The sequence below is a fragment of the Luteimonas sp. Soil_N_1 genome (assembly GCF_057656255.1).
This window is the reverse complement of sequence record NZ_JBDGKS010000001.1, coordinates 263608-289938: the sequence shown is the minus strand read 5'-3', so window position 1 is coordinate 289938 and position 26331 is coordinate 263608. Positions and strand designations below refer to the sequence as shown.

The 26331-nt window shown below is 68.9% G+C and carries 20 protein-coding genes; 11 read left to right on the top strand and 9 right to left on the bottom strand.

Features of this window, described 5'->3' with window-relative positions; translation table 11 throughout:
* Positions 1–62: 62 nt before the first annotated feature.
* The 3 genes from AC3A4E_RS01435 to AC3A4E_RS01425 form a co-directional block, all read right to left on the bottom strand.
* Positions 63–1685: a mechanosensitive ion channel gene (locus AC3A4E_RS01435; protein WP_487629799.1), complete on the bottom strand. Its 1623-nt coding sequence runs from the start codon at positions 1683–1685 to the stop codon at positions 63–65.
* 298 nt (positions 1686–1983) lie between these two features.
* Complete coding sequence (locus tag AC3A4E_RS01430; RefSeq protein ID WP_487629798.1) at positions 1984–3024, bottom strand: patatin-like phospholipase family protein; 1041 nt, start codon at positions 3022–3024, stop codon at positions 1984–1986.
* 132 nt (positions 3025–3156) lie between these two features.
* The gene (locus AC3A4E_RS01425; protein WP_487629797.1) at positions 3157–4851 is read right to left on the bottom strand and encodes a M28 family peptidase; all 1695 of its coding nucleotides are present in this window, start codon (positions 4849–4851) and stop codon (positions 3157–3159) included.
* Positions 4852–4934: 83 nt separating this feature from the next.
* Here AC3A4E_RS01425 and AC3A4E_RS01420 point away from each other — a divergent pair, with 83 nt between their 5' ends.
* Both AC3A4E_RS01420 and AC3A4E_RS01415 read left to right on the top strand, forming a co-directional pair.
* The gene (locus AC3A4E_RS01420; RefSeq protein ID WP_487629796.1) at positions 4935–5672 is read left to right on the top strand and encodes an ATP-binding cassette domain-containing protein; all 738 of its coding nucleotides are present in this window, start codon (positions 4935–4937) and stop codon (positions 5670–5672) included.
* Positions 5673–5707: 35 nt separating this feature from the next.
* Entirely contained in the window at positions 5708–7144 is a 1437-nt protein-coding gene (locus AC3A4E_RS01415) for an ABC transporter permease/substrate-binding protein (RefSeq protein ID WP_487631987.1), read from the top strand.
* Between the two features lie 84 nt (positions 7145–7228).
* On the opposite strand, the gene AC3A4E_RS01410 is transcribed toward AC3A4E_RS01415, so the two are convergent.
* The 4 genes from AC3A4E_RS01410 to ku form a co-directional block, all read right to left on the bottom strand.
* Positions 7229–8155 (bottom strand): 2OG-Fe(II) oxygenase, encoded by a 927-nt coding sequence (locus AC3A4E_RS01410; RefSeq protein WP_487629795.1) that lies wholly within the window; start codon positions 8153–8155, stop codon positions 7229–7231.
* Between the two features lie 185 nt (positions 8156–8340).
* The gene (locus tag AC3A4E_RS01405; protein ID WP_487629794.1) at positions 8341–8949 is read right to left on the bottom strand and encodes a hypothetical protein; all 609 of its coding nucleotides are present in this window, start codon (positions 8947–8949) and stop codon (positions 8341–8343) included.
* 63 nt (positions 8950–9012) lie between these two features.
* Complete coding sequence (gene ligD, locus AC3A4E_RS01400; protein WP_487629793.1) at positions 9013–11628, bottom strand: DNA ligase D; 2616 nt, start codon at positions 11626–11628, stop codon at positions 9013–9015.
* 1 nt (position 11629) lies between these two features.
* A complete protein-coding gene (ku, locus tag AC3A4E_RS01395) occupies positions 11630–12565 on the bottom strand; it encodes a non-homologous end joining protein Ku (RefSeq protein WP_487629792.1) in 936 nt (311 codons plus the stop codon).
* A 138-nt stretch (positions 12566–12703) separates the two neighbouring features.
* On the opposite strand from ku, the gene AC3A4E_RS01390 reads away from it, so the two are divergent.
* The 3 genes from AC3A4E_RS01390 to AC3A4E_RS01380 all read left to right on the top strand — a co-directional run bounded on the left by AC3A4E_RS01390 (position 12704) and on the right by AC3A4E_RS01380 (position 15896).
* A complete protein-coding gene (locus tag AC3A4E_RS01390; RefSeq protein ID WP_487629791.1) occupies positions 12704–12880 on the top strand; it encodes a hypothetical protein in 177 nt (58 codons plus the stop codon).
* A 104-nt stretch (positions 12881–12984) separates the two neighbouring features.
* Positions 12985–15177, top strand: coding sequence for a beta-glucosidase BglX (gene bglX / locus AC3A4E_RS01385; protein WP_487629790.1), 2193 nt, complete (start codon positions 12985–12987; stop codon positions 15175–15177).
* Positions 15117–15896, top strand: a complete 780-nt coding sequence (locus tag AC3A4E_RS01380) for an alpha/beta fold hydrolase (protein ID WP_487631986.1) — start codon at positions 15117–15119, stop codon at positions 15894–15896. Before bglX ends, AC3A4E_RS01380 begins: the two co-directional genes overlap by 61 nt.
* A gap of 242 nt (positions 15897–16138) precedes the next feature.
* Here AC3A4E_RS01380 and AC3A4E_RS01375 read toward each other — a convergent pair whose 3' ends face one another.
* Positions 16139–17191: a LysR family transcriptional regulator gene (locus tag AC3A4E_RS01375; RefSeq protein WP_487629789.1), complete on the bottom strand. Its 1053-nt coding sequence runs from the start codon at positions 17189–17191 to the stop codon at positions 16139–16141.
* A 214-nt stretch (positions 17192–17405) separates the two neighbouring features.
* Between AC3A4E_RS01375 and AC3A4E_RS01370 the strand changes: the two genes are divergently transcribed.
* The 6 genes from AC3A4E_RS01370 to AC3A4E_RS01345 all read left to right on the top strand — a co-directional run bounded on the left by AC3A4E_RS01370 (position 17406) and on the right by AC3A4E_RS01345 (position 25269).
* Positions 17406–17576: a hypothetical protein gene (locus tag AC3A4E_RS01370; RefSeq protein WP_487629788.1), complete on the top strand. Its 171-nt coding sequence runs from the start codon at positions 17406–17408 to the stop codon at positions 17574–17576.
* On the top strand, positions 17573–18403 hold the full coding sequence (locus AC3A4E_RS01365) for an SDR family NAD(P)-dependent oxidoreductase (RefSeq protein WP_487629787.1): 831 nt from the start codon (positions 17573–17575) through the stop codon (positions 18401–18403). Before AC3A4E_RS01370 ends, AC3A4E_RS01365 begins: the two co-directional genes overlap by 4 nt.
* Positions 18400–19584, top strand: a complete 1185-nt coding sequence (locus AC3A4E_RS01360) for an efflux RND transporter periplasmic adaptor subunit (protein WP_487629786.1) — start codon at positions 18400–18402, stop codon at positions 19582–19584. The genes AC3A4E_RS01365 and AC3A4E_RS01360 overlap by 4 nt, the downstream gene beginning before the upstream one ends.
* 210 nt (positions 19585–19794) lie before the next feature.
* Positions 19795–22974, top strand: coding sequence for an efflux RND transporter permease subunit (locus tag AC3A4E_RS01355; RefSeq protein ID WP_487629785.1), 3180 nt, complete (start codon positions 19795–19797; stop codon positions 22972–22974).
* Between the two features lie 85 nt (positions 22975–23059).
* Positions 23060–23809 carry an SDR family oxidoreductase gene (locus tag AC3A4E_RS01350; RefSeq protein ID WP_487629784.1) on the top strand — a complete coding sequence of 250 codons (750 nt, stop codon included), beginning with the start codon at positions 23060–23062 and terminating at the stop codon, positions 23807–23809.
* Complete coding sequence (locus AC3A4E_RS01345) at positions 23803–25269, top strand: efflux transporter outer membrane subunit (RefSeq protein ID WP_487629783.1); 1467 nt, start codon at positions 23803–23805, stop codon at positions 25267–25269. The genes AC3A4E_RS01350 and AC3A4E_RS01345 overlap by 7 nt, the downstream gene beginning before the upstream one ends.
* A 17-nt stretch (positions 25270–25286) precedes the next feature.
* On the opposite strand, the gene AC3A4E_RS01340 is transcribed toward AC3A4E_RS01345, so the two are convergent.
* Entirely contained in the window at positions 25287–26294 is a 1008-nt protein-coding gene (locus tag AC3A4E_RS01340; RefSeq protein ID WP_487629782.1) for a Gfo/Idh/MocA family protein, read from the bottom strand.
* Positions 26295–26331 lie beyond the last annotated feature (37 nt).

Sequence of the window (26331 nt, the reverse complement as noted above, 5' to 3'; positions counted from 1 at the left end):
GGCGCCTCATGGCCACACGGCCCGCCCTGCCGGGCGGACCGTGTGTCCTGACGCCTTTGCGATCAGCGTGGCGGCACGTCGTCGTCGCGGCGACGCTCGAGGTAGCCCTTTGCCCAGCGGTCGGCAACGCGACCGGCAGCCTCGCGGCCGCCGAGGCCGAACGCCAGGGCCGTCGCGACGGCGACCGCACCCAGCACCAGACCGAAGGCCAGATTGACGATGTCGTCGGCGATGCCCATCGCACGCAGACCCATCGCGATCACCAGGCCGAGAATGGCGACCCGCGCGATGCGCGACAGACCGACGCTGCGATCGGGATTCGCACGCTGGATCGCGCGCGCCGCCAGATCGGCCAGCCAGTAGCCGACGACCAGGATCACCGCGCCCAGCAGGATGTCGCCGCCGAATGCGATGAAGGTCGCCAGCAGATCACGCACGCCGGTGAAACCCAGACGATGCGCTGCTTCAACGGTGGCGAACAGCATGATGAAGAACAGGGCGACGCGGCCGACGAAGGCCGAGAGGCCATTGCGCGGGACGGCATCGATCGGCGGTGCATGCGTGGTGCCGATCGGCAGGCCCGGTTCCGGCGTGCCAGCGGCAGCGACCGGATCGGCCGTTTCCAGCGCCACGTCCACCGGTGCCGGCGTCGTGGGCGTGACGGGCGCAGCGGTGAACAGATGCCCCAGGCCCAGACGCGCCGGCAGGCCATCGAAGCCCAGGTTCTCCAGCAGGCGAGTCAGCAGGCCGGACACGAAGCGGCCGAGATACCAGGCCACGATCAGGATCAACGCTGCGGCGAGGATGTTGGGCACGGCGGTCAGGAACAGGCCGAGCATGTCGCTCGCCGGATCCGAGATCGCGCGGATCGCCAGTGCGTCGAGCGCGGCGATCAGCGTCGGCACGATGACCAGGATGAAGGCGAGCGTGCCGCCGAGCTGCGACAGCTTCACGCCTTCGGTGAGGTGCTCGCGGTTGCTGAAGCGGTCGACGCCCGAGGCGGCCAGCAGGTTCGTCACCAGGCCACGCAGCACCTTGGCGACCAGCCAGCCGACCAGGCCGATGACGACGGCGGCGAAGATGTTGGGCAGCATCATCGTGACCTGTGCGGTCATGCCGGTCAGCGGATCCATCAGGCCTTCGATGCGCAGCGCACCGACGATCGCCGGCAGGAACAGCAGCAGCACCAGCCAGTAGACGACGTCACCCAGCACGGCCGAGATCGGCTTCACGCCTGCGGATTCGGACAGCTTCTCGTCCCAGCGTCCGGACGCCATCACGCGGTTGATGCCCGCGCGCAGCACCGTCGCCAGCACCCATGCCACCAGCGCCAGTGCACCGGCCAGGATGATCCGCGGCAGATACAGCATCACCTCGGTCACCAGCGCGGAGAACGGTCCGTACAGTCCATCGAACCGCAGCACGCTGAAGACACCGATCAGCGTCACGATGATGATGAACCAGAAGCCGATCGACGCCGCGACCTTGACGATGTCGAGCTGCGAGGCGGTCTGGCTGTTGACGCGCTCGTTGACGCGCATGCGGCCCAGACCACTGCGGATCAGGCCACGCACGAACAGCGCGACGATCAGACCGACGATCAGCACGAGGACTGCGCCGAGTACGGATGGCAGGTAGGTGCCCAGGCTCATTTCGAGTTGCCGGGCGAGAGAGTTTGGATGCATGGAGTCTGTCCTCGCAGGGATGCGGCCGGGCCGCACCGAGTCGATGGATGGCGACAACGCATGTGCGTGGCCGATGGCGGATCGGCACGGAACGATGGACGCGTCACCACGCGCAACGCGTGGCGGTGTTTCCGGTGGTGCGAGGCGTCGCCGGCGGGCGGCGGGTTTTCCGTGCCGTGCACAGTGTGACGGCCGGCGGTGTGCGCTTACGGTGAATGCAATGCGTGCGGTGACGCATTCATGCGCATGCGTGAGCGATGCGCAATGCAATCGACGCTGCGAGCACGCGTGGCGCTGATCAGCAGGCGCGTTCTTTCGCGAACGGGTTGAGTCGACGCACCCAGCTGTCGCCGCAATCGATGTCGACGGGTTCGGGTTCCACCGGCCTGGCCGGCGTGCGCGCAGCGGCGCGGGCGCGTTCGACCTCGGCGATCTTCGCGCGGATCTGCGGCATCGCCGCCAGCGCCGCACGCTCGCCCTGCAGGATCGCTGCATTGCGCTGTTCGAAACTCGCCGGGCCGATGTCGTTGACCTGCGGCCGGATCACCACGTCGGCACGCGCCAGCTCCTGGCGGCCGAGGTTCTGGCCCATGATCGCGATCGACTGGTTGACGATGCCGAGCATGCTGCCGGGCATCACACCGCTGGCCCGGCTGGAGATGTCGACCGCGATCACGAGATCGGCGCCGAGCTGCTTGGCCGCATCCACCGGCACCGGACTCACGACGCCGCCATCGACGTAATGCCGGTCGCCGATCTTCACCGGCTCGAACACGCCGGGCACGCTGCTCGATGCGCGCACCGCCTGGCCGGTATTGCCGCGCACGAACACGATGCGGTCGCCGGTTTCCAGGCGCGTCGCGACGGCGGCGAACGGAATGCGCATGCGGTCGAGGGTGCGGTTCTCCACCTGCTGGTTGACGTAGTTCTGCAACGCGACGCCCTGCACCAGGCCACCGGAGAACAGGCGCACATCGCGGATGCTCGACTCGTCGAGCGCGACCGCGCGTTCCTGCATCTGGAACGGATCCATGCCGCTGGCGTACAGCGCGCCGACCACGCTGCCGGCACTGGTGCCGGCGACGACATCGGCCTTGATGCCGTTGGCCTCCAGCATCTTGATCACGCCGATGTGCGCGAAACCCTTCGCCGCGCCGCCACCGAGCGCCAGGCCGATGCGCGCCGGCTGCGGACGCGGCGCCACAGGTGCGGGTGTGGTCGGCTGCACGGCGACCGGCGGCGTCGGACGCACGTCGTCACGACCGCAGGCGGCAAGCACGCACAGGCCGGCGACGAGCAGCGCGATACGCGCATGGCGGAACGGGGTGCGAAGACGCATGCGACGGACGCCGGTTTCTGGATTGGCGCCGAGGATACCTGCGCCTCGCCTGTCGGCGGCTGAAGCGTCACGCGCGCTGGGCGTGCGTCAGCCGTGGTCGGTCGGCGGGTCACCCCAGCGCGTGGTGCCGGCTCAGCGTGTGGCAGAAGCGCCGAAACGCGTGCCGAAGAAGTCGCCGTCGTTCCAGCGCGGCGGTGCATCCGCGTCGCCGACGATACGCGTCAGTGCGACGACGACCTGCGCCATCCGCGCGGCGTCGCCGTACTGGATCGGCAGATCCACCTGGTCACAGGGCTGGTGGTAGCAGTTGCGCAGGAACCATGTGGCCGCGACTTTCGGATCCTGGTTGTCGTTGGCGGGCGCAACGCCGGCATCGAGATACAGCGCGGGAATGCCGGCACGCACGAAGGCGTACTGGTCGCTGCGGACGAACGCGACTTCTTCGGGGAACGGATCCGGCGAGACGTCGACACCGACTTCGGACGCCGCCTGCGTGACCGCGGCCGACAGCGTGGAGTGCTCGCTGCCGATCGCGACGATGTCGCGCGTGGGCGCGGTCAGGATCGGCATGTCGATGTTGAGGTTGGCGACGAGGCTGCCGGCTGCGGTCGGCGGATGCCGCGCCAGCCATTCGGCACCGAGCAGGCCCTGCTCCTCGGCGGTCAGCGCGGCGAACAGCGTGCCGCGCGCAGGCGCGGTGTCGCCTTCTGCCAGCGTGCGCGCCGCTTCGATCAGGATGGCGACGCCCAGCGCGTTGTCGAGCGCGCCGTTGTAGATCGCGTCGCCGTCGACCGCCGCGCCGGTGCCGATGTGGTCGAGGTGCGCGGTGTGCACGATCGACTCGCCGGCGCGCGCGGCATCGCGGCCCGGCAGCACGCCGAGCACGTTGCGCGACTCGAGCGTGTCGATGCGGGTACGCGTGTGCAGCGTCAGGGTGCCCGGCAGTGCGAAGGGTTCGAGCGTGCCGGCGCGCGCGGCGTCGAACAGCTGTGCGGCCGTGCGTGGGCCATCGGCGAATACGAGGTCGGCCGCGGACGCGGCCACGCGCACGCTTGCACGCAGCTGCGCCGGCGCATCGATCGGGCGGTCGTCGCCAGCGCGCAGACGCATCGCCGGCCGGCCGGCCTGCGCGACGCTGCGCGTCCACGGCATGCCCGCCTCGTCGTCGACCGTGTTGACCAGCACCAGCCCGACCGCGCCGCGTGCGACCACGGCCTCGATCTTCGTACGCAGGCTGGCGTAGTGGGCCTGCGGATTCGGCTCGAACCCACGCGGCGCGCCGCCGAACACGATCGCAATGCGGCCCTGCAGCTCGACACCGGTGAAGTCGTCGTGGCCGAGCTCGGGCGCGTGGATCGCCTGGCCGACGAACACCGCCGGCGCGGTGACCTCGCCCTGCGTGGCGTTGAAATCCGGCATCGGCAGGAACTGGTCGCCGGGCCGCAACGCGATCGTGCGGCCGTTGCGCGAGACCGACAGCGTCGCTGCGGCCGGGTCCGCAACCGCGCGCACCAGCGGCACGCGCTGGAACCAGCTGCCGTCGTCCCCGGCCGGCTGCAGACCGGCCTCGGCGAAGCGACGCGCGGCATATTCGGCGGCGCTGTCGAATCCGGGGGTGCCGGTCTCGCGTCCAGCCATCGCATCGTCCGCCAGCACGCGTACGTCGGCCTCGATCCGCTGCCCGGCCGGCGTGTCGTTGGCGACCTCGGCCGCAGGCGGCATCGGCGCGCCCGGCGCGGTCTGCGCCTGCAGCGCCGCGTCCTCGTCACGCCCTCCGCAGGCGACCAGCAACAACGCGCACGCGACGGTCAGGAGGGGACGGGACATGGGCGGCTCCGGTGCGGGAGGGCGACGGTAGCACGCAGTCCGCGGCGCGATGCCGTCGACATCCGCTGCGCTACTGTCGCCGCATGTTCGAACTCCACCAGGTGTATCGCCGCTTCGGCGCGACCGTCGGTCTCGACGGTATCGATCTGCGTATTGCGCCGGGCGAAACGACGGCGCTGATCGGCCCGAGCGGGGCCGGCAAGTCGACGCTGCTGCGGTTGCTGATCGGCCTCGAATGGCCGGATGCCGGCGAGGTCCGGTTCGAGGGCGTCGCGCTGCGTCGCGACGCGCTGCTCGCGCACCGGCGACGCATCGGCTACGTGATCCAGGAAGGCGGGCTGTTTCCGCACCTCGATGCGATCGGCAACGTCGGTCTGCTGCCGCGCACGCTGGGCTGGTCGTCGTCACGCATCACCGCGCGTGCGAGCGAACTCGCCGCCCTGTGCCGTCTGCCGGACGATGCCTTGCGACGCTATCCGGCGGAACTGTCGGGCGGTCAGCGCCAGCGCGTGGGCCTGATCCGTGCATTGATGCTCGATCCCGACGTACTGCTGCTCGACGAGCCGCTGGGCGCACTCGATCCCATCGTCCGCTTCGACCTGCAGGCCGAGATGCGTGCGCTGTTCGAACGCCTCGGCAAGACCGTGGTGCTGGTGACCCACGACGTCGCCGAGGCCGCGTGGTTCGCCGACACCATCGTGCTGCTGCGCGACGGACGCATCGTCCAGCAGGGCGTGCCGCGGACCCTGCTCGAGGCGCCGGCCGAACCGTTCGTGCGCGCCTTCATGACCGCGCAGCGCAGCGTCGAGGATGCCGCGTGAGGCCGGGCGTGCGGTACGCCGTCGCGGCGTTGCTGATGTTCGTGTGCGGCGGTGTGTTCGCCGCGCCGGTCGTCGTCGGCTCGAAGAACTTCACCGAAGGGGTACTGCTCGGCGAGATCGCGACCCAGGCGGGTCGCGACGCCGGCGCCGACGTGCGCCACCAGCGCCAGCTCGGCGGCACCCGCATCCTGTGGCGCGCGTTGCAGGACGGCAGCATCGACGCCTACGCCGAGTACACCGGCACGCTGGCCGATGAGCTGCTGCAGATGCCGGGTGCCGATGTCGCGGCAATGCAGGCGGCGCTCGCGCGCGAAGGCCTGGCGATGACCGCACCGCTCGGCTTCGACAACAGCTACGCGCTGGGCATGCGGCGTGCGCACGCGGCCGGACTCGGCATCCGCACGCTGTCGGACCTGCGCGCGCATCCCACGCTGCGGCTCGGCCTGAGCAACGAGTTCATGTCGCGCGCCGACGGCTGGCCCGGTCTGCGCGACGCGTATGCGCTGCCGCAGTCGCCCGATGGTCTCGATCACGACCTGGCGTATCGCGCACTCGCCAACGGTGCGATCGACGCGACCGATCTTTATCGCACCGATGCCGAGATTCCGTATCACGACCTCGTCGTGCTGCGCGACGATCGCCAGTACTTCCCGTCCTATGCGGCGGTCTATCTCTACCGCAGCGATCTGGCGCAGCGCGCGCCGGCGTTGCGCGATGCGCTGCACGGGCTGGAGGGGCGCATCGATGCGGCGACGATGCAGCGGCTCAACGCACGCGTGAAGCTCGACCGCGAAGCGGAATCCGCCGTCGCGGCCGACTGGCTGGGACTGGAAGCGCCCGACAGCGACGAACGCGTCGCACGCATCTGGCAGCGCACGCGCGAACACCTCGCGCTGGTCGGCATCTCGCTCGGCGCCGCGCTGCTGGTCGCATTGCCGCTGGGCATTCTCGCTGCCCGTCGGCCGCGCCTCGGACAGGCCGTGCTCGCGCTGACCGGTGTGCTGCAGACGCTGCCGTCGCTGGCGGTGTTCGTCTTCATGATTCCGCTGTTCGGCATCGGCGCCGGTCCTGCGATCGCCGCGCTGTTCCTCTACAGCCTGCTGCCGATCGTGCGCAACACGCATGCGGGACTGACCGGCATTCCGCTCGAGTTGCGCGAGACCGCCGCGGCGATCGGGCTGCCGGCCGGCACGCGTTTATGGCGCGTAGAGCTGCCGCTGGCCTTGCGCACGATCCTCGCCGGCATCAAGACCGCGGCGGTGATCAACGTCGGCACAGCAACGCTCGGCGCACTGATCGGTGCCGGCGGTTACGGCCAGCCGATCCTGACCGGCATCCGCCTCGACGACATCGGCCTGATCCTCGAAGGCGCCGTGCCGGCGGCGCTGCTCGCGCTGGCGGTGCAGGGCGTGTTCGAGATCGCCGAACGCGTGCTCACGCCGCGCGGCTTGCGATTGGCTGCGCGCCGTTAGACGCGGTCTGCCTGTCGACAGGGCGGATCGCGCCGCGACTCGGGTCGCCCGACCGGGCACACCACAGCGTCGGCTTCGTATCGATCAGCGGCGGAAGCGGACGTAGGCGCGCTTGGCCAGATAGAGCAGCTGACCGCCGAACCCGGTGTCCTGGGCTTTCCGGAGCGCGGTGTTCTCCGCGTACAGCATCCGGATATGCGCATCCCGCTGTGCAAGAAGACCCTGCACTTCCGCGACGTCTCCAGGATCGAGCACCCTGCCTTCGGCGAAGCGCTCGGGCAGCTGGCGGTTGACGTAATAGGTCGTGTGGCGCTCGGCGATCTCTTCAGCCGGCCGGTCCTTCGTATAGAAGTAGAGCGCGATCGAGCGGCGGGTGAGACCCGCGCGCTCGGGCGGCAGCTGGATCATGTCGAAGCCGTGCCACGAGCGTTCGGAGGTCTCAAAGAGGGCGCAGCGGTTGAAAGCGGGCGGGATGGTGACGTCCGGTTGCGGTGACGCATGCGGATCGCGGAACAGCTCGAAACACCCGCCCCACTGCGGCTCCCATTCCGGATTGAGGTACACGATCAGATTCAACCGCCGGTGCCAGCGTTCGCTGGGATGGAAGTTGAAATCCACATGCGGGTCCAGACTCATGCCGCTGCGGTTCTCGTGCGTCCCGCCGCCCAGATACCAGGGGTCGTAGATCAGCCCGTCGATGCCGGTCAGACGCGACAGCGTCCGCAGGAATTCCGGGCTCTGGATGGCATCGTCCAGCTCGCGGAAGGCCGGCCCCAACTGACGCACTTTGTCGGACGTGGACTTGCCACCGGGCTGTCCATCGTCGCCGACGAAGTTGCCCTGCTCGAACGCCGGAAACTCTGCGAGCAGGCGCTCCGCGAAGCCGGGCGCGAGGAAATCGTCGATAACCAGATGCGGAAAGGGATCCGCAGCCGCGAACCCGGCACCGAGCCGATCGGACGCGTCACATACGCATGGGTTGATGATTGAAGCGCCTGGCGTTCCGTGCATGGCAATGAAGCGTCCGTAGTTGCTGCAAGTCTAGCGGCAGTGTCCGATCACCGCATCGCAGGCGATCAACACGCGAGATCGATCAACACCGGAGTTCTGCAGCGCTGGCCGCGCCGAAGGCCTGGCGATGCAGAGCGCGCCGGATGTGGTCGAACGCGTGCGCATGCCGCGTGCCACTGGATGGATCAGAGCGTGCCGGTGCGCAGGCCGTCGTAGACCGTCCACGCGGTCGCGCCGATGCCGACCATGATCCATGCGACGTTGTAGATGGTGAAGCGGCGGTTGCTGCGCGCATCCGGATCGCCGCAGGCTGCATTCGCTGCGAGCTGGATGCGCAACAGGCACAAGCAGTTGAGCGGAATCACGATCACGCCGAGCCACTCGAGCCACAGCCACGCGTTCGACACGCGGAACACCAGCCACGGCCACGCGATCGCGCTGCCGTAGTTGAGCACTTCCATGACGACGAATACGGTGGCCAGCGCCATCGGCCACCAGCGCCGCACGATGCCGCGTTCCACCAGCGTGCGGTCGATGCGGCGCGCCAGTGCGTGGGCATAGAACAGGCCGAACAGCGCGCGCGGCACCGGCCAGATCGTCTCGTTGCGGCCCACGCGCCAGCGTGACCAGTGCATCCAGAACCAGAACAGCTGGTAGAGGCCGAGCGTCGCGACGTACAGCACGACGAACTTCGTCGGCGAGACCACGTAAAACGGCGCGTCGCGCATCGCTTCGGACGGCGTGTCGCGGACTTCGGTCGCCGGCGGCGTGTAGGGATCGTGCGGAATGCTCATGGAGGTCGGTCGGCGTGCGATGGGTCACGGACGCGCCGCATGCTACCGGACCGCCTGTGCGCCTCAGTCGACGATGCCGTCGAGCGACTGCCGCAGCGCCATGAAGTCGCCCCAGGGATGCGCCTTGAGCCGCTTGAGCCGGGCCGGTGCGTTGCGCAGCGTCCAGGCGTCGCCGGATTTGAGCTTGCCCAGATCCTCCCAGCGCAACGGCATCGACACCGGTGCGCCCGCGCGTGCGCGCAGCGAGAACGACGCGACGGCCGTCGCACCGCGGCCATTGCGCAGGTAGTCGACGAAGATCTTCTGCTTGCGGAATTTCTTGGTCGCGGTCGCCACGTACTTGAGCGGGTCGAGTTCGGTCATACCCTGCGCGAATGCATGTGCGAACGGCTTGACCACATCCCAGTCGCTGCCTGGATCCAGCGGCACCACCACGTGCAGGCCCTTGCCGCCGGTGGTGCGGACGAAGGATTCGAGCTTGAGCTGCAGCAGCAGCCCGCGTACCTGGCGCGCAGCGGCGACGATCTCGGCCCAGCTGACGCCGTCGCCCGGATCGAGGTCGAACACGATCCGGTCGGCAGTGTCCGGCGCATCGGCATGCGCGCCCCAGGGATGGAATTCCAGCGCGTTGAACTGCACCAGTTCCATGACCGCGGCGGCGTCGTTGGCGACCAGATAGTCGCTGGCGCCTGCTTCATCCTTGAGCCGCACCGTCTCGACCAGGGTCATGCCGGCGGTGTGGTGCTTCTGGAAGAAGCAGGGACCGTCGATACCACCGGGGCAGCGGATCACCGACAGCGGACGCCCGGCGATCTCGGGCAGCAGCCATGGCATCGCCGCGGCGTAGTAGTCGGCGACATCGCGCTTGGTCAGGGCGTCGCCGGGAAACAGGACCTTGTCCGGACTCGACAGGGTCGGTGGTACGCGTTCGCTGTCGGTATCGCGCTTCGTACGCTTCTTTGCAGGCGCCTTTGCAGCGGCCTTCGAAACGGCCTTTGTGGCCCGCTTGGCAGTCTTTTGCTTCGCCGGCGCTGCGGCGCTCGCCGAGCGTTCGCTTCGCTTGGCCATGTCGTTCGCTCCATCGCGATCGCTGTCGTGCAGGTCATCTACCGACTTGTCGGGCCGCACCGCCTTCAGTGACGGCTGGCGCAGCAGACCATGGCCGCCGGTACCGCGCGAGAACACCTCGACGACGAAACGCGGCGCGAACCACTTCGCCGCGCGCAGATCGGTGTCGTTCGGTGGCACGTACACGCTGGGTTCGCTGCGGCCGGCGCGGCCGATGCGCGGGGTGAGTTCGTCGAGCAGTGCGTCGCTGAAGCCCGACCCCACGCGTCCGGCATAACGCCAGCCGTGCCCGGCATCGGGCCGCGCGAGCAGCAGCGCGCCGAAGCCGCTGCGACTGCCCTTGGGCGGGGTGTAGCCGACCACCGCGTACTCGTTGCTGGCCAGCTCCTTGGTCTTGCGCCAGTCGTCGCCGCGTCCGGGCCGATAGCCGCGATCGCTGCGCTTGGAAATGATGCCTTCGAAGCCGGATTCCGACGCCAGTTCGATCGCGGTGTCGGCGTTGCCTTCGATGTGCGTGCTGAAGGCCAGATGCGCGGGCGGCGCGTCGCCGAGAATGCGCTGCAGCAGCGCCTTGCGTTCGAGCAGCGGGGCTGCGCTGATGTCGACGCCATCCACATGCAGCAGGTCGAACAGCACCAGCGCCAGCGCGCCCTGGCGCTCGCCCGACAGCGTGCCCTGCAGCAGATTGAAATCCTCGCGGCTGCCGCGGCCTGCAATGAGTTCGCCATCGAGCGCCGCCGATTTCAGCCCGAGTCGCGACACCGCCTCGGTGATCTCCGGCACCTTGCCGGTCCATTCCAGCGCATTGCGCGACCACAGCTGCACCTGGCCGCGCGCGACGGTGGCCAGCAGCCGGTAGCCGTCCCATTTGAGTTCGTGCAGCCAGGTATCGCCAGCGGGCGCGGCATCACCGAGTTTCGCAAGCTGCGTTTCGAACGCGCCGGTCGGTGCCGGCCCGCGCTGCGCGCCGGGCAACTTGCGCGCCTCGGCGGCCCAGTCGTGGGCGCGCTGCGTCGGCACCTCGACCTCGGTTTGCTTGCGCTTGCGCGCCTCGCCGGTGCCGGCGCGTTTCGCATCCTCGGCCGGCGGCGCAGACACGTCCGCGAGCAGGTCATCGGCTTCCAGCGTGCCGGCGTAGTCGTCGCGGTCCTTGAACAGCAGCCACTGCGGCTGCTTTGCGGGCTTGCCGGAGCGCACCAGATGCCAGCGGCCCTTGAGCTTGCGACCGAACAGTTCGAAGCGCAGATGGCCTTTGGCCAGCCCGGCTTCGGCATCGCCATCGGCGGCCCAGACACCGGTATCGAACTGCGCGACGTGGCCGCCGCCGTACTGGCCCTTCGGGATCTCGCCTTCGAATCCGGCGTAATCCAGGGGATGGTCCTCGACCTCGACCGCCATGCGCTTCACGTCCGGGTCGTAGCTCGGCCCCTTCGGCACCGCCCAGCTCTTGAGCGCATCGCCAACCTGCAGGCGGAAGTCGTAATGGCGACGGCTGGCGTGGTGCAGCTGCACGACGAAGATCGCGCGGCGTCCGCGTGGCGCGGGTTTGCCGGGTTCCGGTTCGCGGGTCGCGTCGAACTTCCGCTTGCGCCGGTACTCGGTCAGCGACATCTCAGGACGCCTTGCGCGTGGTCTTCTTCGCTGCCTTGGTCACGGGCGTCTTGGCGGCCTTCTTCGTGGTCTTCTTCGCGGCCTTCTTCGTCGTGGACTTCTTCACCGGCACCTTGTCGGTGCTTCCGGCTGGCGTGCGCTTGTTGTCCTTGAGGCTCTTCTGCAGAAGCGCGACGAAGTCGACGACATTGGTCGCGGCGTCCTCGTGATGGGCCGGGGCGTCGACGACCCTGGTCTTCACACCCTTGGCCTTGATGCGCTTCTTGATGATGTCCGACAGGCGCTCGCGGAACTCGTCGTGGTATTCGTCCGGCGCCCACTGCGCCGACATCGAATCGATCAGCTGCTTCGCCATCTGCACTTCCTTGTCGGCGATGCGGTAGCTCGACGTGCTGCCGGTGGGCAGCTTGTAGTCGCCGGGGTCCACGAGTTCCTGCGGATAGCGCAGCAGCATCAGCACCAGCGCGTCGTCCTCCGGCATTACCGCGCACAGGTACTCGCGGGTGCGGATCACGACACGGGCGATGCCGATCTTGCCGGTCTTCTTCAGCGTTTCGCGCAGCAGCACATAGCCTTTCTCGGCCTTCTTGCCGGGCACGAGGATGTAGGGCTTTTCGAAGAAGCGTGTGCCGATGCTGCCCGCGTCGATGAAGGCCTCCACGTCGACCGATTCATGCGACTCGGGCGCGGCGGAGGCGATGTCCTCTTTCTCGATGACGACGTAGCTGCCCTTGTCGTATTCGAAGGCCTTGACGATGTCCTTCCACGGCACTTCCTCACCGGTGTCGGCATTGACGCGCTCGAAGCGGATCGGCTTCTTGTCGCGCGAGTCGAGCATGCGGAAGCTGAGATCGGTCCGGCGTTCGCCCGACATCAGCGAGACCGGAATATTGAGCAGGCCGAAGGACAGTGAGCCGGACCAGATGGGACGTGCCATGGACGATCTCCGATGCGACGGCGCGGGGCGGCCGGCGGCATGAATGCCGGAGGCTTGCACCGGCGCCGTGCAACGCGTGTCAAACGCAGGGCGGCCGGATTCACACGCGGACGCTGCCCGCAGGTCCACGGTGTAGCCATGCACCCGACAGATCCCGCACCACCGGTCGACCCCGACACCGACGCCGCGCGTCGGCACACCGACGACAATCAGGACGAGGCGCTGGACGAAACGTTTCCGGCCAGCGATCCGGTGTCGCCTTTCATTCCCGCGCGCCGGCCTCCGCCGGCACCGACCGTGGACGACCTCGGCTGAGACGGTTTCCCCGTCCCCTGCACGTCGCGGGCGGAGATACTGGACCCGCCTCCCGGCGTGCGTCCTATAATCGCCGGCTGTAATCGTTTACACGGGATCGATTGATGCGCCTGGATGACCGGCTCGAAGCGCTGCTCGCACGGATGACCCTCGAGGAGAAGATCGGCCAGCTCGGCATTTTCGCCGACATGCTGCGGCCGTTCGCGGCCGATGTGAATCCCGAAATGAACGAGTTGAACGCCGGCGAGCTGCGCGAGCAGATCCGCGCCGGCCGCGTGGGCGCAGTGTTCAACGGCGTCGGCGCGGTGCAGGGCCGCGAGTCGCAGCGCATCGCGGTCGAGGAGAGCCGGCTCGGCATCCCGCTGCTGATGGGCGCCGACGTGATCCACGGCATGCGCACCGTGTTTCCGATCCCGCTGGGCGAAGCCGCGAGCTTCGAACCCGGACTTGCGGAGCGCACCGCGCGCGCCGCGGCGATCGAGGCGACGGCGTCGGGCCTGCACTGGACGTTCGCCCCGACGCTCGACATCGCCCGCGACCAGCGCTGGGGCCGCGTGGCCGAAGCCGCAGGCGAAGACGTGGTGCTCGGCAATGCGTTCTCGGCAGCGCGCGTGCGCGGCTTCCAGGGCAGTGACCTGACCGCACACGATTCGATGCTGGCCACGCCCAAGCACTTCGTCGGCTACGGCGCGGTCATGGGCGGCCTGGACTACAACAGCGTCGAGATTTCCGAAGGCACGTTGCGCGACGTGCACCTGCCGCCGTTCAAGGCCGCGCTGGATGCCGGCGCGCTGACGGTGATGAGCGCCTTCAACGACATCAACGGGGTACCGGCTTCGGCGCACGACGGCCTGCTGACCGATCTGCTGCGCGGCGAATGGGGCTTCAAGGGCTTCGTGGTGTCCGACTACACCGCCGACTTCGAACTCGTCGCGCACGGCTTCGCCAGCGACGATCGCGAGGCGACGAAACTCTCCTTCACCGCCGGCGTCGACATGAGCATGCAGAGCGGCCTGTACGCAGCGCATCTGCCCGACCTCGTCGCCAGCGGCGAGGTGCCGATGGACGTGATCGACCAGGGCGTGCGCCGCGTGTTCGCGGTCAAGCAGGCGATCGGCCTGTTCGACAATCCCTACCGTTCGCTCGATCCCAAGGTCGAAGCCGCCCTCGATCCGGACGCGCTGCACGGCGACCTCGCGCTCGACGCAGCGCGCCGTTCGATCGTGCTGCTCAAGAACGACGACGACCTGCTGCCGCTGCGCAAGTCCGGACAGAAGCTCGCGCTGATCGGTCCGTTCGCGCGCGATCGCGACAACATCGAAGGCTGCTGGACCCTGTTCGGCGACAAGCGCCTGTACGTCAATCTCGAAGACGGCCTGCGCGCCGCGCTCGAGGACGGCGACGCGCTCGATGTCGTCGACGGCAGCGGCATGGAAGACGCGATCGACGGCGGGATCGAGGCCGCGGTCGAGGCCGCACGCAGGGCCGATGTCGTGCTGCTCGCGATCGGCGAACCGCAGGGCTTCAGTGGCGAAGCGCAGTCGCGCACCCAGATCGTCGTGCCGCCCGCGCAGCAGGCGCTGGCCGAGGCCGTCGCCGCCACCGGCACCCCGGTCGTCGTACTGCTGCGTCATGGCCGCGCGCTCGCGCTGCACGGCGCGGTGCACGATGCGCAGGCGATCCTCGCGACCTGGTTCCTCGGCACCGCGACCGGCCCTGCCGTCGCGCAGGTGCTGTTCGGCGACTACAACCCGTCCGCGCGCCTGCCGGTGAGCTTCCCGCGTGACTCGGGCCAGCAGCCGCTGTACTACAACCGCCAGCGCACCGGCCGCCCGGAACTGCCGACGATGTCGGAGTTCAAGAGCCGCTGGCGCGAGGTGCCGCACAGCGCGCTGTATCCGTTCGGCCACGGCCTGTCGTACACGCGTTTCGTCTACGGTGATGTCCAGCTCTCATCCGACAGCGCGTCGGCCGACACGCTGGACTGGGACGGCACGCTGACCGTGTCGGTGACGCTGCGCAACGACGGCAGCCGCTTCGGCGAGGAAGTCGTGCAGCTCTACATCCACGACCGCGTCGCCAGCCGCGTGCGGCCGATCCGAGAGCTCAAGGATTTCCGCAAGGTCGCACTCGCGCCGGGCGAGCACACCACGGTGTCGTTCACCCTGCATCGCGACCAGCTCGCCTTCACCACGCGCAGCGGTGCGTTCGCCGCCGAGCCTGGGGTGTTCGATGTCTGGATCGCGCCGAGTTCCGAAGCGGGCACGGCCGTCCAGTTCACGCTGGCGAAGCCCTGACACCCTCCGGTCCGGACGTGAGCGTGCGCACGCCGTTGCTGTTGCTGCCCGGCCTGCTGTGCACGGCGCGGTTGTGGCAGGCGCAGATCGACGCACTCGGCGATGTCGCCGAGTCGCACGTCGCCGATCTCACCCGGGACGACAGCATCGGCGCGATGGCCGAGCGCGCACTCGCCGGTGCGCCACCGCAATTCGCCCTTGCCGCGCTGTCGATGGGTGGCTACGTCGCCTTCGAGATCCTGCGCCGCGCGCCGGAACGCGTCACGCGTCTGGCGTTGATCGCGACCAGCGCGCGTCCCGACTCACCGGAGCGCGCCGCCCAGCGTCGCCGCGGCATCGACGCGATCGGCCGCGGCCGCTTCGTCGGCGTGACCCGCCAGCTGTTGCCGAGCCTGGTGCATCCATCGCACATCGACGGGCCGATCGGCGAGATCGTGCAGTCGATGGCGCGCGAAGTCGGCGCCGACGGCTATCTGAGGCAGCAGGCGGCGATTCTCGGCCGCCCGGATTCGGCATCGCTGCTCGCGCGTATCGAGGTGCCGACGCTGATCGTCGTGGGTACGGACGATCGACTGACGCCGCCGGTCGAGGCGGAGGCCATGCATGCGGGCATCACAGGGTCGACATTGCATCGACTGGCGGTGTGTGGACATCTGCCGCCGCTCGAGCGGGCCGATGACACCACGGACCTGATGCGGGCGTGGTTGGTCGCGCGCTGACTGCGCGCCCGCTCAACAGGTCATGCGCCGTTGCAGAGATCCGGTCGTGATCACGGCTGACGCTTGCCATCGGTCTTTCCATGTCCCGACATCGTCATTGCGCTTGCATCCGCCCACCCGGTAGGCGGCGCCCGACGGGTCCGCACACGCATGCCACGACCTTGCCAGGATCGACGCGCAAGGCGAACCGCAGATACCAGCGCCCGTGACGCAGACCGGTGCCTTCGGCACGGATCAGACGATCAGCCCACCACCTGCGCCACCTCTTCCTCGACATCCAACACCGGCACCACCGCGCGCCGCGTCGCCTTCTCCAGCTGCGCCAGCGCCACCTTGCCCGCCGCCTTCGCTTCCAGTGCCTGCTGCTGCACCTGGCAGAGCGTCTGCATGTGGTCGGCGTCGAAGTTCAGACGTTCGATCAGGAAATCGACGAACGCGCGCACCTTCGGCGAGACGAGGCGGCCGCCGGGGAAGACGGCGTTGAAGTCGACTTCCGGGCCGGTCCAGCCGGCGAGCACGCGTTGCGCCATGCCGGCTTCGACGAAGGCCTTGGCCATCACGTCGCCGGTGAGCATCAGGCCTTCGCCCTTGATCAACGCCCAGTTGAGCGCGGCGGGATCGTTGGCGACGAGCTGCGGATTGACCGGGAAGTCGCGCAACGCGCGGCCGTCGGTGAGCGACCAGATGAAGCGGTTGTTCGCGTTGTGGCTCTTGCGCATCACCAGCGTGCGGTGGTGCTGCAGGTCGTCGGGGTGCAGCGGTTCGCCGTGCTGTTCGATGTAGGACTGGCTGGCGAAGACCTGCGTGCGCAGGCTGCCGAGCTTGCGCGCGACGAGGTTGGAATCGGGCAGCGTGCCGATGCGCAGGGCGAGGTCGGCTTCGCCTGCGATCAGGTCCAGCTTCTCGTTGCCCATGTGCATGTCGAGCTGGATCTCGGGGTACTGCGCCTGGAAGTCACCGAGCAGCGGCGCGATCCAGGTGATGCCGATCGAGTACGGCACGGTGAAACGCAGCCAGCCGCGCGGACCGGACTGCAACTGCGCGACCGCGCTCTCGGCATCTTCGAGTCCGCGTGCGATGCGCTGGCAATGCTCGTGATAGATGCTGCCGGCTTCGGTGAGGCCGAGCCGGCGCGTGGTGCGGTTGAGCAGGCGCGCGCCGAGTCGCTGTTCGAGTTCCTGCACCTTGCGGCTGACCGTGGTCTTGGGCAGGCCGAGCGCATTGGCGGCAGCGATGAAGCTGCCCTGCTCGACCACCTTGACGAAGATCAGGGTCTCGTTGAGATCGTGTGCCATGTGGAACTCCTGGAACGGGCGCGCGCACGGTGCGCGGAGGATTGGACCGTGACGGGGATAATTATTCCCTCGAATAGGGACTAATCAAGTCCCCTTTCGAGGCGGATGATCTGCGGCATCCCCCGAGTCGACGCCGCCCATGTCCGCCCCCCGTCCCGCCGCGCCCCCTGCGCCACGCCCCGCGACCGCCCCCGCGCGTCGCCGTGGGCTGCGCATGGAAATCCCGCCGAATCAATCGTCTAGCGCCCGGATCGCCACCCCCAAGCGGCTCCAGGCCGGCTATGCCGGCTGGGGCTGGCTGTGGTCCTGGCTGCCCGGCAATGCCCGCCGCCGCAGTGCCCCGGCATCGATCGAAGACCGGTTTTCGGGAGACAAAATCCCATGAAAGGGACAATCAGGGCGCCGCTGGTGATTGTCGGCGCCACCGGGATGGTCGGAACGCGCGTGGTTGCGCAGGCCTTGGCCGCCGGGCGCCGCACGATCGCGGTCGCCAATGACGCTGAAGCGCTGGACCAGCTGCAGGCCAAACACGGTGCCGGGCTGACCACGCTGTTCGCGGATATCCGCAGCGACGGTGACGCGGCTGATCTCGCCACGCGCCTGCGGGCACTGCCCGGCCCGGCGCCGGGTGCGGTGATCGCGGCGATCCGTGGCGCGGCCGGCAGCCAGCGTGTGCTCGATGCGCCCGCGGACTTCCTGCGTCGTCGCCTCGACGAGGATCTGCTGCCGCACCTGTCGATCGCGCGGCATCTGCTGCCGCTGCTCGCCACGCAGCCGCGCGCCGGCTATGTGCTGGTCGGCGGTCCCGGCGCGGACCATCCGTGGTCCGGCTACGGCCATCACTCGATCGGCGCGTCCGCGCTGCGGATGCTGGCGCGGGTGCTGCACGAGGAAGCCCGCACGCTGCCGGTGCGCGTGCAGATGCTCGCCGTCGATTCGCCGGTGCGCTGCGATGCCAACGCCGCGCATGCGCGCGCGCAGTGGCCGGATGTCGACGCGATCGCCGACCACGCGTTGCGTCTGGTCGATGGCGCCGCGAATGCCGACGTCGCCCTCGTGCGCTTCCCGATCGGCGCGGCCGTGCGCCCGCCCGGCCTGTCCGACGACCTCGACGTCGGCCCCTGCGCACCCACCCATTCCCACCAGACCGATGCCAGCGCCTTGCTGCGTCGCCTCGCCACTGCCGCCTCCCCCCAGGAATCACGCTCATGATCCGCTCCCACATCAGCCCGCGCGCGTGGCGCGCACTCACTGCGACCGGTCTCGCCGTGGCCGTTGCACTCGTCGTCGCCGGTTGCGACACCCAGGCCCAGGAACAGAACCAGCCGCCACCGCCGGATGTCGGCGTCGCCGCCGTGCTGTCGGAACAGGTGCAGGACTGGAACGACGCCACCGGCCGCATCGCCGCGATCGAAAGCGTCGAGCTGCGCCCGCGCGTGAGCGGGTACGTGCAGCGCGTGGCCTACGCCGAAGGCGATGAAGTGAAGCAGGGCGACCTGCTGTTCGTCATCGACCCGCGTCCGTATCGCGCCGCGCTGCAGCGCGCGGAAGCCGAACTCGCCCGCGCCCGCGCCGATGCGCAGCTGGCGACCACGCGTCACACCCGTGCGCAGCAGCTGATCGATGCCAGCGCGATCTCGCGCGACGATTTCGAAGCCCGCAGCGCCGGTCGCGCCGAAGCCGAAGCCGCGGTGCGCGGCGCGCAGGCGGCGGTCGAAACCGCGCGACTGGATCTGGCGTTCACCGAAGTGCGCGCGCCGGTCGCCGGCCGCGCCGGACGCGCGATGCTGACCACCGGCAATCTCGCCCAGGCCGATGCGTCGATGCTGACCACCGTGGTCTCGCAGGATCCGGTGCACGTCTACTTCGAGACCGACGAGCGCACTTACCTGCGCCACCAGGCGATGTCGCGTGCCGGGACGCGCACCAATGCAGACAACGCGGTGCGCGTGGGTCTGGCCGACGAAGCCGGTTATCCGCACGCCGGCACCGTCGACTTCCTCGACAACCAGATCGATCCCACGACGGGCACCGTGCGCGCCCGCGCCGTGCTGCCGAATCCGGACCGTCGCTTCACCCCGGGCCTGTTCGCCCGCGTGCAGCTGGAAGGCGCGGCCGCACGCCCGGCGATCCTGATCGACGACAAGGCCGTGATCACCGACCAGGACCGCAAGTTCGTCTACGTCGTCGGCGAGGACAACACCGCGCAGCGCCGCGACATCGTGCCGGGCCGCATCGTCGAAGGCCTGCGTGTCGTCGAATCCGGCCTCGCCGCCGGCGACCGCGTGATCGTCAACGGCGTGCAGAAGGTCTTCATGCCGGGCATGCCGGTCGCGCCGAAGGCGGTCGCGATGCGTGGCGGTGCGCCGATCGAGGCCGTCGCGAAGCGCTGACGCGCGCTTGACCCGCACCTCTCCCTCCGGGAGAGGTCGACGCGCGCAGCGCGTCGGGTGAGGGCGAGGCGTCACCCGTTGAGACCCCGCCCTCATCCGCCCCTCCGGGGCACCTTCTAACCCAAGGGCACGCAGTCCCGGAGGGAGAAGGGCTTGCCGTTCCCGCGTTCTTTTCTCTGCGGCCTCCGCGCCGCCCACAAGGATTTCCCCGTGGACTTCTCCCGCTTCTTCATCGACCGGCCGATCTTCGCCGCGGTGCTCTCGATCCTGATCTTCGCCGGTGGCCTGATCGCCATCCCGCTGCTCCCGATCGGCGAATACCCGGAGGTCGTGCCGCCGTCGGTGGTCGTGCGCACCGTGTACCCCGGTGCCAATCCGAAGGTGATCGCCGAAACCGTGGCGACGCCGCTCGAGGAGGCCATCAACGGCGTCGAGGACATGATGTACATCAAGTCCGTCGCCGGCTCCGACGGCGTGCTGCAGCTCACCGCGACCTTCAAGCCCGGCACCGATGCCGACGAGGCCGCGGTGCGCGTGCAGAACCGCGTGGCCCAGGCGCTCGCGCGACTGCCGGAGGACGTGCGCCGGCAGGGCGTGACCACGCAGAAGCAGTCGCCGGTATTCCTGATGGTGGTGCATCTGACGTCGAGCGACGGCCGCTACGACTCGCTGTACCTGCGCAACTACATGCGCCTGCACGTCAAGGACGAGATCGCGAAGATCTCCGGCGTCGGCGATGCGCAGGTGTTCGGCGGCGGCGACTACGCGATGCGCCTGTGGCTGGATCCCGACAAGATCGCCGCGCGCGGCATGACCGCCAGCGACGTGGTGCGCGCGGTGCGCGAGCAGAACGTGCAGGTCTCGGCCGGCCAGCTCGGCGCCGAACCCATGCCCAACGGCAGCGATTTCCTGCTGCCGATCAATGCCAAGGGCCGTCTGGAAACCGTCGAGGAGTTCGGCGACATCGTGCTGAAGTCCGGCGCCGACGGTGAGCTGGTGCGTCTGGCCGATGTGGCCCGCATCGAACTCGCCGCAGGCGACTACACGCTGCGCGCGCGTCTCGACGGCAAGAACGCGGCCGCGATCGGCGTCTTCCAGGCGCCGGGTGCGAACGCGCTCGACATCCGCGACGGCGTGGTCGCGACCATGGAGCAGTTGCGGCCTTCGCTGCCGCCGGGCGTCGAGATCCAGTCGATCTACGACACCACGATCTTCGTGCGCGATTCGATCAAGTCGGTCGTGGTCACGCTGATCGAAGCGACGCTGCTGGTGGTGCTGGTGGTGATCCTGTTCCTGCAGACCTGGCGCGCGTCGATCATTCCCCTGCTGGCGGTGCCGGTGTCGATCGTCGGCACGTTCGCGGTGCTGTACCTGCTCGGCTATTCGATCAACACGCTGACCCTGTTCGGGCTGGTGCTGGCGATCGGCATCGTGGTCGACGACGCGATCGTGGTGGTGGAGAACGTCGAGCGACACATCGAACTCGGCGCCACGCCATTGGAGGCCGCGCATCTGGCGATGCGGGAAGTCTCCGGCCCGATCATCGCGATCGCGCTGGTGCTCTGCGCGGTGTTCGTGCCGATGGCGTTCCTGACCGGTGTGACCGGCCAGTTCTACAAGCAGTTCGCGGTGACCATCGCGATCTCGACGGTGATCTCGGCGATCAACTCGCTGACCCTGTCGCCGGCGCTCGCGGCCAAGCTGCTGCAGCCGCACGGCGCGCCGAAGGATCGCCTGACGCGCATCATCGATCGCCTGTTCGGCTGGCTGTTCCGTCCGTTCAACCGTTTCTTCAACCGCAGCTCGGAGCGCTACGAAGGCGCGGTGTCGCGGTCGCTGGGCCGTCGCGGTGCGGTGTTCCTGGTGTACGCGGTGCTGCTGCTCGGTGCGGGCCTGATGTTCAAGGTGGTGCCGGCCGGCTTCATTCCGGTGCAGGACAAGCTGTATGTGATCGCCGGCGTGAAGATGCCGGAGGGCGCGTCGATCGAGCGCACCGATGTTGTCCTCAAGAAGATGGCCGCGCTGGCCAATGAAGTGGACGGCGTCGCCAGCGAGATCGCGTTCCCCGGCCTCAACCCGCTGCAGTTCACCAACACGCCCAACAACGGCGTGATCTTCTTCACCCTCGATCCCTTCAGCGAGCGCTCGCGCACCGCCGAAGAGATCACCGCCGAGCTCAACCAGAAGTTCTCGACGATCCAGGAAGGTTTCACCTTCGCCTTCATGCCGCCGCCGATCCAGGGTTTGGGCAACGGTTCGGGCTGGTCGCTGTTCGTCCAGGACCGCACGCGTCTGGGCTACGGCGAACTGCAGGCCGCCGTGCAGGCGTTCCAGGGCGCGGCGATGCAGACGCCGGGCCTCGGTTATCCGATCAGCAGCTACCAGGCCAACGTGCCACAGCTCGACGCGGACGTGGATCGCGTCAAGGCGAAGGCGCAGGGCGTGCCGTTGACCGAACTGTTCGACACGCTGCAGACGTATCTGGGGTCGTCCTACGTCAACGACTTCAACATGTTCGGCCGCACCTGGCAGGTCATCGCCCAGGCCGACGGCCAGTTCCGCGACGAGGTGACCGACATCGCCAACCTGCGCACGCGCAACGCGGCGGGCGAGATGGTGCCGGTGGGTTCGATGGTCAACGTGCGCCAGACCTACGGCCCGGACCCGGTGATCCGTTTCAACGGCTATCCCGCCGCCGACCTGCTGGGCGATGCCGACCCGCGCGTGCTGTCGTCGGGCGAGGCCATGGCCAAGGTAACCGAACTCGCCGGACAGGTGCTGCCGGCCGGCATGGGCATCGGCTGGAGCGACCTGAGCTATCAGCAGTCGAACCAGAGCGGTGCGGCGATGGTGGTGTTCCCGCTCGCGGTGCTGCTGGCGTTCCTCGTGCTCGCGGCGCTGTACGAGAGCTGGTCGCTGCCGCTGGCGGTGATCCTGATCGTGCCGATGACGCTGCTGTCCGCGTTGTTCGGCGTGTGGCTCGCCGGCGGCGACAACAACGTGTTCGTGCAGGTGGGACTGGTCGTGCTGATGGGCCTGGCGTGCAAGAACGCGATCCTGATCGTCGAGTTCGCCCGCGAACTGGAAATGCAGGGCAAGGGCATCGTCGAGTCCGCGCTGGAAGCCAGCCGCCTGCGTCTGCGCCCGATCGTCATGACCTCGGTCGCCTTCATCGCCGGCACCGTGCCGCTGGTGCTGTCGACCGGCGCAGGTGCGGAAGTCCGCTCGATCACCGGCGTCACCGTGTTCGCCGGCATGCTGGGCGTGACCCTGTTCGGCCTGTTCCTGACGCCGGTGTTCTACGTCGCGCTGCGCAAGCTCGCGAACACGCCGGTGGTGTCGCACAAGCCGGTGGCGCACGACGCACCCGTCAGCAGCACGCACGCATGAGCCACGTCGCCCACATCCCCTTCTTCGATCCAGGCCGCGCCGATGCGCGCGGCCGCATCCCGGATCCCCACATCAGGAGCCACCCATGAACACCTCGTCCCGCATCGCTCTCGTCACCGGCGCCACCCGCGGCATCGGTCTGGAAACCGTGCGTCAGCTGGCCGAAGCCGGCGTGCACACGCTGCTGGCCGGTCGCAACCGCGACAAGGCCGTCGAAGCTGCATTGAAGCTGCAGGCCGACGGCCTGCCGGTCGAGGCCATCGCGCTCGACGTCACCGATGCCGCCAGCATCGCCGCAGCGGCGAAGACCATCGAAGACCGTCACGGCCGGCTCGACATCCTGGTCAACAACGCCGGCATCATCGCCGACGATCCGCAGCTCGGCGCCGCCGGTCAGTCGATCGACACCTGGCGCACGACGTTCGAGACCAACGTGTTCGGCCTGATCGCCACCACCCAGGCGCTGCTGCCGCTGCTGCACAAGTCAAAGGCCGGCCGCATCGTCAACGTGTCCAGCCTGCTCGGTTCGATCAGCGAGCACCAGAATCCGGCGTCCTTCATCTACGCCTTCAAGGGCGTGCCGGCCTACAACGTGTCCAAGAGCGCAGTGAACGCGTGGACCGTGCATCTGGCGCACGTGCTCAAGGACGCCGGCATCAAGGTCAACACGATCCATCCGGGCTACGTGCGCACCGACATGAACAAGGCCGGCGACGAACAGAACGGCGAACTCGAAGTCGCCGATGGCGCGCGCACCAGCGTGCGCCTGGCACTGATCGACGATGCCGGCCCGACCGGCGGCTACTTCCATCTCGACGAGGTGCTGCCGTGGTGATACGTCCCCTGATCACGGTGCTGGCGGCGGCGTTGCTCGCCGCCTGCGCCGTCGGCCCCGAACACGTGCGGCCGTCGATGGCCGTGCCGCAGAGCTTCGAAGGCACGGCCGGACCGGATGCGACTGCGGCAACCGCGATCCCCGCGACCGCTGCCCCGGCCGTGGTCGACACCGCGTTCTGGCAGGCGTTCGGCGATCCGCAGTTGAACGCGCTGGTCGACGACACGCTGGTGGCGAACCACGACCTGCGCATCGCACTCGCCCGCTACGACCGCGCGAACGCGTTGCTGCGCGGCACACGCTTCGACCAGTTGCCGACGATCGACGCCAGCGGCACCGCGAGCAGCAATCGCGCGAGTGCCGACCAGGCGCCCGGTGTGCCGCGCGATGCACGCGACACCGACAGCTTCGACATCGGCATCGGCGCCAGCTGGGAACTCGACCTGTTCGGCCGCGTGCGTCGCAGCGTCGAGGCCGGACGCGCCGATGTCGCGGCGAGCGCGGACGATCTGCGCGCGCTGCAGGTCGCGATCGTCGGTGAAGTGGCGACCGCCTATCTCGATCTGCGCGGCCTGCAGGAACGCCTGCGCGTGGCGACCGAGAACGCCGGCAACCAGCAGCACACGCTGGCGCTGGTCGACGCGCGTCGCAACGCCGGACAGGACAGCGACTTCGACAGTGCGCGCGCCTCGGCGCAGGCCGCGTCGACGGCGGCACGCATCCCGATGCTGGAAGCCGAGATCGCCGTCGCCACCCACCGCATCGCCGTGCTGACCGGGCGTACGCCCGATGCATTGCGCGCGCAGCTGTCCGTCGCACGTGCATTGCCCGCGGTGCCGCGCGCGATCGATCCCGGCACGCCGGCCGACGTGCTGCGTCTGCGTCCCGACGTCTCCGCCGCCGAACATCGCCTGCACTCGGCGACTGCGCGCGTCGGCGTCGCGACGGCGGATCTGTTCCCGCGGCTCACGCTGGGCGGCCTGATCGGCAGCCAGGCCGGCGACATCGACGCGCTGTTCGGCCGCAGCAGCGAAACGCGACTGATCGCGCTGGGCATCGACTGGTCGTTCCTCGACATCGGCCGCGTGCGTGCACGCATCGCCGCGGCCGACGCCGACGCCTCGCTGGAACTCGCGCGCTACCAGCAGACCGTGCTGCGCGCGCTCGAAGACACCGGCAATGCGCTGGTGCGCTTCGACCGCGCCCACGACGCCGACGTCGAACTCGAACGCGCCGCCCGCGACAGCGCCCGCGCCGCGCAGCTCGCGCGCCTGCGCTTCGACGCCGGCGGCACCAGCCTGCTGGAAGTCCTCGACGCCGAACGCACCCAGCTGCAGGCCGAGGACGCGTTCGCCTCCGGACGTACACGCACGGCCACTGATGCGGTCGCGCTGTATCGCGCACTTGCAGGCGGCTGGCCGCAGACTTTGCCGGCACGTGAGACGGCGGGGATGCGCTGAAGCCGCCGCGTGCGGCGTCAGGGGCCGTCGGCGAATGCGAAGCCGACGGTCCCGGTACCTGGACCTCGCAGGATCTGCTCGGTGACCCAGGCTGTGCGGATCGCGGAGTCGACCGTCGATGGGTGTGGCGCGCCGCCGCGCAGGTGCCGGTTCATCGCCTGCACGTGATGCAGCTGGATCGGCACCGGATGTTCGACGACGCGGCATTCTTCGACCGCGCTGCCTGACAGCACGAGCGGTGCGTCATCGAACATCGAGAACCGGATTCCGCCCCTGGTGCCGGTGATCGTGACCCGGTCGAGTCGCTCGGCGGCCGCGAAGTTCCAGTCGCCCTCTCCCACGATGCGTTCGTCATGCCACCACGTCGCTGCGACGTGGTCAGGAACGCGACCGTTGGACGCGGTCAACGTCGCCCGATCGATGCACGTGATCGGGCCGAGCAGCATGTCGAACAGATCGAGGCCATGGCAGGCCAGATCCTCGAACAGGCCGCCTGGGGCCTGCAGCGGATCGAGACGCCAGACATCAGCAGTCCGCGCCGGCGACGGCGTGCGATGCAGCTGCCACGCGACGGACTCGATCTCACCGATCGCGCCATTGCAGATCCACTGGTCCACCTGCTCGAACCGGGGCAGCGTGCGGCGGTAATACGCAACGAAGAGCGGTTGATCCGCCTCGACGAACGCAGCCTGCATAAGCAGCGCGTCCGCGTGACGAACGCTCATCGGTTTTTCGACGCAACAGGGCTTTCCCATGCGCGCCACGCTGAGCGCCAGCGCGACGTGCGAAGCGGGCGGCGTGGCGATGTAGACCGCATCGATGTCCGGAGACTCGATCAGTGCCGTCGCATCGGGGAACACCCGCGGCACGCCATGCCGCTCGGCGTAGGCGTGCGCTGCGTGCGCACGGCGCGATGCCACACCCGCAAGCGTGCCGCCGTGCGCCCGCGCGAAGGCCGGGCCACTCTTGTGCTCGGCGACCGAGCCGACGCCGATCATGCCCCAGCGGATGTCCGTTGCCGCCATGCGCGCGTGTCCTGTTTCACCAGGACGACAGGATAGG